The following is a 6,327-nucleotide window of genomic DNA, read 5'->3' as shown; positions in this document are numbered from 1 at the left end:
GCCCCACGGCGCGGCCTGCGTCGGTGAGAAGCGTGCGGCCATCGCGTCGAGCGCCGCGGGTTCGAGCAGCGCGCGCGGATCGGCGCGCATGTGGTCGGGATCGGTGATCTCGGTATCGCGCACGGCGAAGGCCAGCTTGGTCGCCTCCACGCACGCGTGCACGAACTCGGGACCGAGCGGGTCCATGTCCTTCGTCAACACGCGGTCGAGGATGCCCAGAATGAGCAGCGACACGAGTCCCTGCGTGGGCGGCGGCATGTTGTAGATCGTGCCGAGCGAGTGCTTGAGCGCAAGCGGCGTGCGTAGCCGCGCCTCGTGGCGTTCGAGATCGGCCAGCGTCAGCAGCGAGCCGGCCGACTGCAGATCGCCCGCGATGCTGCGTGCGAGATCGCCGCGATAAAAATCGTCGAGGCCGGCATCGGCGAGACGCTCCAGTGTGGCAGCCAGGCGCGGTGCGACGAAACGCTCGCCGGTCGCGGGCGCGCGCTCGTCGTGCAGAAAGGTCTCGGCAAAGCCGGCAATCGGATGCAATTCGTCGAGCCGGCTCGCCACGCACTGCGACTGGCTGCGCGTGACCGGCGCGCCCTCTTTCGCGTAATGGATGGCGTCTTCGAGCAGCCGTTTGACCGGCACTTTTCCGCCGAGCGTTTCCGTCGACCAGCGATGCGCGAGCTGCCAGCCGGACACGGTGCCGGCCACGGTATTCGCCGCGAGCGGACCACGTACCGGAATCGCCGCAAGGCCGCGCGAGCGGTATTCGCCGATCGTCGCGGCGAGCGCCGCCGCGCCGCACGCCTCGATGCCCACGGGCGCGGCGCCGGGGCGCGAGATCAGCCAGAAACCATCGCCGCCGATGCTGTTCATATGCGGATAGACGACCGCAATGGTCGCGGCGGCGGAGACCATGGCTTCGACGGCGTTGCCGCCGTCGCGCAGGATCGCGAGCGCGCTTTGTGCAGCGAGCGCGTGCGGTGCGACCGCCATGCCGCGGGTGCCGCGCGTGGAATTCAGGTAATTGGCTGGCATTTTCTCGATGAGGTTTTGCTTGTATACATACCCTGTGAGTACGCGAGAAACGTGCCAATGCGCATAGCGGACTGAAACGTCCGCTACATAAGGCTTTGGAAAAACCGACGGTGAATAAGGGATGACCCTAAGTGGTGCGCCGCAACCTGGGTGGTGCATACGGAGCGCCATGCGGCTCCATCGCGGTGCGGGCGCGTTGCAGGCGCTCGGCGGTCAAACTGCGCACCTCGGCGCGGCTGCCTTCTATATGGCGCGCGATCAATGCGACGCTGCGTTCCGCTTCGCGATTGCGGATCGCATCGAGAAGCGCGACGTGTTCGTCGTAGGTATCGTCGATGCAGTCGCCGTAGACGAGATCGAGCCGCCGCACCACGCGGATGCGGTCTGTCACGCGCTGCATCGCGGCGCTCAGCTCGGCGTTGTCGGCGGCGGTGACGAGCGCCTGGTGAAAGGCTTCGTCGAGCGTCACCATCTCGCGCCCGTCGCGGATACGTTGCGCGTGGGGAACGTTCCAGATGGCGTCGAGCCGGTCGAGCATCTGCGTCACGCTGCCCGACAACGACGTGTCGGCGGCGACGAGCCGCCCCACCGCGAAGGTTTCGATCAGCTTGCGCATCTCGTACAGGTCTTCGAAGCGCTTGAAGTCGATCGGCACGACTTCCCAGCCGCCGCGCACGTAGCCGCGCATCAGGCCGTCGCTTTGCAGACGCTGCAGCGCCTCGCGCGCCGGCGTGCGTGACACGCCGAAGCGCTCGGCGATGCTGCCTTCCGTCAGCCGGTCGCCGGGCAAGAGACGCATGTCGAAGATATCGTCGCGCACGCTGAAGTAGACATGGTCAGCGCGCGATGAGGGAGAGCGGGTTGTGTCGTTCACGCACGGAGCCTGGAATTAACGGATCTTTTGGGCCAAAACTATCGGACAGCCGGAAAACATCCGTCAACGGAAATAAAATCCGCCGCCCGGGCCGACATCGCTATTAATGAACGTGACGAATGGCGGCGAATCCCCGGGACTCGCGTACATCACCAGATGATCGTCGGGATCGTAGCAACCTTCATCGACTTTAGAAAGCTGCGGCGTTCTCGCTTTTCCATGTTGCAATGTGGTTCGCTCTGGGTGGCGAGCGTTTCGCCGACCTGCGCAGCGATGCCGCCAGGCGGGCGCAACATATGAACCCGGCTTTCACGCCGCGATAATTTATTAGACAGACCGGACGAGTCGTCTGTTTCTGGCCCTATCAGCGCCGATCAGGACTTGCATTTCTTAACAGTCTGTTACCAGATCTCTGGATGGAATCGGCGACGGGAAATGCTATTCTTCGGGCCGAAAAATCGGAAAAGACGCGTTTTCTCACGTCGCACGACCGGCACGACCGGCGCAAGCGCGTGAACAGGCGCGATGTCCGGTCAATAGGCGGATACCGCCCCATCCAGGCTCACAACGGTAACGGGACGCCAATCGACACGCGATTTGGCTGGCGTCCTTCGAACAAAGAAAAGGTTTTGCATATGTCGAAAAAACTCGCCCAGATTATTGCCATCGGAGCGCTTGCTGCGGCAGCCTCCCTGCCGGCTGTTGCCGGCGACATGAACAATGCCCTTGGCGGCGCGGTCGGTGGCGTTGCCGGCGCTGCGGTCGGCGGCGCGCTCGGGGGCAGCACGGGTGCCGTGCTCGGCGGTGCGGTCGGTGGCGGCGCTGGCGGCGCAGTGACGTCGCACGGTCATGAGCGCACGGGTGCGATCATCGGCGGCGCGCTGGGCGGCGGGGCCGGCACGGCGGCGGGCAATGCGATGGGCGGGCGCACCGGCGGCCTGGTCGGCGCGGCCGTTGGCGGCGGCGCGGGTGCGGCGTTAGGCGGCAATATGTCGCGTAACGCGTATTCAAACGACTATGGTCACGGCAACTATGGCGGCAAGCGCCATCATAAGCACCATCACCACGACTAAAACGATTCGGCCGCGGTCTCGCCGGCACTGTCACGCTTAGTCACCTCTTAATACAGGACCGACAGGTAGACAACGCTGCGCTCATGACGCCCAGCCAGCAACGCTTCAGTTTGACAGCGCTGCGTGAGAACGCATCGCATCGTTCTGCCGCCGCTCATTTCTTTTCCGTGTAGCCTGTTTCGCGGATACGTCACCGAAATCTGGTAGCGTCCTTTTCGACTCAGGCAGCATCACCACAAAGGATCCGCAGAAATGAGCCATATCCACTTCATTGGTGGCGAAAAAGGCGGCGTTGGCAAATCGCTCGTCGCGCGTGTGCTGGCCCAGCGTTTCATCGACCGGAGCATGCCGTTCGTTGGCTTCGATACCGACAAATCGCATGGCGCCTTATTGCGGTTCTATGCCGATTTTGCCGCTCCGGCCGTGCTCGATCAGCACGACAGTCTCGATCCCATCATCGAACACGCGCTCGAGGATCCTCAGCGGCGCGTTCTGGTCGATCTCGCCGCTCAGACTCAACAGCCCCTCTCCCAATGGCTGGACGATGCGGACGTGATCGGTCTCGCCGAAGAGCATGGACTGAAGCTGACCTGGTGGCACGTCATGGACGCAGGACGCGATTCGGTCGATTTGCTACGGGAATGGCTCGACCAGTTCGGCGGACGGCTCAAGCTTGTGCTCGTCCTGAATGAAATCCGCGGCGACCGTTTCCAGATTCTGGATGCGTCCGGCGAACGCGCCCGAGCCGAAGCGATGGGCGCCAGCGTGATCTCCCTACGCCGTCTACCCGATACGACGATGCAGAAGATCGACCAGCAAAGCGCGAGCTTCTGGGCGGCAGTCAATCACCCAGATCGCGCTACCAATGGGCTCGGCCTGCTCGAGCGGCAACGCGTCAAAGTGTGGCTGCATCGCGTTTATGGCGAAATGGACAGGCTTGCTTTGTAGGCCGGCAGGCATGCGCTAGCGCGAGTTCTTTGCGGAAACACCGGGACCCCGTTTGTTCAATCTGAGTCGGCCCGGCAACTGGCACACTAGATCGAGCGAGCCGTCGCCGACTCCAGCGCCATTCTGCGACGCGCGCTAGCCAGCCCCGCGATAGCGGTTCCAATCCCCAATACGAACAGACATGCGGTCGGCACCAGCATCGGCGCGACAGGGCTATGCGCCACCTTGCCGACATAAGGCATCAGGTTCTGACCGGCGAACCCGCCGAGGTTGCCGATGGCATTGATAGCCGCGACGCTCGCCGCAGCTCTCGCGCCCGAAAAGAACCGCGGGGGGATCGACCAGAAGCACGGGTACAGCAACGGAATGCAGGCGCCACCCAGGCACAGGGCGGCGAAGCGCATCGAAGCGCTCGGCAATACCAGGCTCGACGCGAAGCAGACCACCCCGATTCCCGCCACCACACTCATTGCCTTCAGAACGACGCGCTCGCGCTTGAGCTTTCCGGGAAGCCAGAGCAGCAACAGCGTGGCGAGCGCCCACGGGATCATATTCAGAACGCCATTGAGCGACGACGATACGCCATCGCTTTTCAGAAGCGTCGGCATCCAGTAGGTCACGCCGTACAGCGAAGTCGACATCAGCATGTACGTCAGCGCGAACATCAGAACCTTCGGGTCGAGCAGCGCGCCCCAAGGCCGTGTCCCCTTCGCCTCGACCGACGCTTCGCGTTTGAGCGCGGCAATAACGACGTCCTTCTCCCCTTCAGAAAGAAACGGCGCGTCCTTCACCGAATTCGGCAGAAATTTGAGCGCGACAAATGCAATCAGGATGGCCGGAATGCCCGTCGCGATAAACACCCATTGCCAACCTGCGAACCCCCACGTCCCGCCGAGCGTCAGCAGAAGACCGCCAATCAGCGAGCCGAGCATGTTCGCCAGCGAACTTCCCAGCGTGAAGAACCCCAGCACCTTGGTGCGGTAACTCTGCGGAAACCATTGGGTGAGGTAATAGATGACGCCGGGATAAAAGCCTGCCTCGGCGACACCCAATGCGAAGCGAAACGAATAGAAGACCGGCAGCGACCGGGTGAACGCCATCAGAACGGTGACGATCCCCCAGGTCATCATGATTCTTGCAAGCCACGTCCGCGCGCCGAAGCGATGAAGCGCAAGCGTGCTAGGCACCTCGAAGAGGAGATAACCGATGAAGAATAACGACGCCCCAAGGCCGTATGACGCTTCGGTCATGCCGAGAGCATGCACCATCTCCAGCTTGGCGAAGCCGACGTTCTGGCGGTCGATGAACGAAATGAGAAACATGATGATCAGCAACGGCATCAGCCGCCACGCCATCTTTTTCATGACCTGCTGCTCAAATCCTGTCGGTGTAGACATGGTCCGCTCCAGTTTCCTCGCTGCCCGACCGCGACCGTCGCGTCATGGACCGGTGGTCGCTACGTCGGCGAAATCAGCCAAATTGATGTAGTCATATATATGATTGTATGAATTTGAAATGTGCGCCATGAGGTGATACCCGCACCCCGCGCGAGGCGCGCATCGAAACGCCACCCTCGTCTTGAAGGCGGTTTCGCCGCTCAGCGGATTTCGACCTGATACTGGAAAGTGGCAGCGCCGCCACGTGTGCTGCGCCATTCAAACGGCGTCCCGGCGAAGTCCGACGCGACGCGGTGAACCAGAATCACCGGGCTGCCGACCGCCACGCCCAGAAGCGATGCGTCGTCGGATGTGGCCTGTTCCACGTTGAGAATTTCCGTGGCGGACGCCACAATCTGCCGGCAAAGCCGCTCGTATAGGGGGTACAGCAGGTCCTCAAAATCATCGAGCGGCAGGGTAGCCAGTGGTTCGAAGCGGGCGCGAGGCAGCCAGATTTCCTCAGACAGGACAGCTTGCCCTTCGATCAGCCGGACGCGTGACAGATGAATCGCCTTCTCGGCGGCGTTCATCCGCAGCGCCGCCCGAATCTCCGCGCTGGGCTTGACCACTTGACGTTTCAGCACACGCGCAGTCGGCCGTACCGGTTCCCCCGTACGCGACTTGAAACGGAAGAAGCGAAACAGCGACGAATCAAAACGGGGCCGGCGAATGAACGTTCCCTTGCCCTGGCTGCGCGTGAGCACACCGTCGACGACCAGCAAGTCGATCGCCTTACGCACCGTGCCGGTGGATACGTTATAGAACTCACCAAGCTCCGCCTCTGTGGCGATGGCTTCCTCGAGCGCCCATTCCCCCGCGGCAATCCGGCTGACAAGGTCGTCCCGCAATTGCTGATACCGTGGCAATCGATCGTCTGGCTTGGTCATGACGGAAAGCGCATTCATGATTCATATAGTTGTTCAGAGGAGCTACCACTGTACCGCATCCGAAACCGGCGAGTGATCAAGGG

7 protein-coding genes are annotated in these 6,327 nt (G+C 62.4%); 2 read left to right on the top strand and 5 right to left on the bottom strand.

From position 1 onward, the window contains the following. The 3 genes from SB772_RS34270 to SB772_RS34260 all read right to left on the bottom strand — a co-directional run. The coding region (locus SB772_RS34270) for a gamma-glutamyltransferase family protein (protein WP_410837560.1) at window positions 1-1,026 on the bottom strand (1,026 nt) is incomplete at its 3' end. A 127-nt stretch (window positions 1,027-1,153) separates the two neighbouring features. Further along, on the bottom strand, window positions 1,154-1,900 hold the full coding sequence (locus SB772_RS34265) for a GntR family transcriptional regulator (protein WP_410837559.1): 747 nt from the start codon (window positions 1,898-1,900) through the stop codon (window positions 1,154-1,156). 149 nt (window positions 1,901-2,049) lie between these two features. After that, entirely contained in the window at window positions 2,050-2,196 is a 147-nt protein-coding gene (locus SB772_RS34260; RefSeq protein ID WP_410837558.1) for a hypothetical protein, read from the bottom strand. 339 nt (window positions 2,197-2,535) lie between these two features. Between SB772_RS34260 and SB772_RS34255 the strand changes: the two genes are divergently transcribed. Together SB772_RS34255 and SB772_RS34250 are read left to right on the top strand one after the other, a co-directional pair. Then, window positions 2,536-2,973: a hypothetical protein gene (locus SB772_RS34255; protein ID WP_410837557.1), complete on the top strand. Its 438-nt coding sequence runs from the start codon at window positions 2,536-2,538 to the stop codon at window positions 2,971-2,973. Between the two features lie 252 nt (window positions 2,974-3,225). Continuing rightward, entirely contained in the window at window positions 3,226-3,921 is a 696-nt protein-coding gene (locus SB772_RS34250; RefSeq protein WP_410837556.1) for a mobilization protein, read from the top strand. A gap of 86 nt (window positions 3,922-4,007) precedes the next feature. Here the strand turns inward: SB772_RS34250 and SB772_RS34245 are convergent, their stop codons facing one another. Both SB772_RS34245 and SB772_RS34240 read right to left on the bottom strand, forming a co-directional pair. Next, entirely contained in the window at window positions 4,008-5,318 is a 1,311-nt protein-coding gene (locus tag SB772_RS34245; protein WP_410837555.1) for an MFS transporter, read from the bottom strand. A gap of 200 nt (window positions 5,319-5,518) precedes the next feature. Next, window positions 5,519-6,244: a GntR family transcriptional regulator gene (locus tag SB772_RS34240; RefSeq protein ID WP_410837554.1), complete on the bottom strand. Its 726-nt coding sequence runs from the start codon at window positions 6,242-6,244 to the stop codon at window positions 5,519-5,521. Between the last annotated feature and the right edge of the window lie 83 nt (window positions 6,245-6,327).

This window comes from Paraburkholderia sp. SIMBA_030 (assembly GCF_046535245.1).
Classification (GTDB): Bacteria; Pseudomonadota; Gammaproteobacteria; order Burkholderiales; family Burkholderiaceae; genus Paraburkholderia.
Note: the sequence above shows the minus strand (reverse complement) of the source record. Positions and strands in the feature narration are given on the sequence as shown.

Excerpts from the sequence above, each read along its gene's own strand:
- SB772_RS34245 (WP_410837555.1), bottom strand. The coding sequence starts at position 5,318 with ATGTCTACACCGACAGGATTTGAGCAGCAGGTCATGAAAAAGATGGCG.
- SB772_RS34255 (WP_410837557.1), top strand. The coding sequence starts at position 2,536 with ATGTCGAAAAAACTCGCCCAGATTATTGCCATCGGAGCGCTTGCTGCG.
- SB772_RS34250 (WP_410837556.1), top strand. The coding sequence starts at position 3,226 with ATGAGCCATATCCACTTCATTGGTGGCGAAAAAGGCGGCGTTGGCAAA.
- SB772_RS34240 (WP_410837554.1), bottom strand. The coding sequence starts at position 6,244 with ATGACCAAGCCAGACGATCGATTGCCACGGTATCAGCAATTGCGGGAC.
- SB772_RS34260 (WP_410837558.1), bottom strand. The coding sequence starts at position 2,196 with ATGTTGCGCCCGCCTGGCGGCATCGCTGCGCAGGTCGGCGAAACGCTC.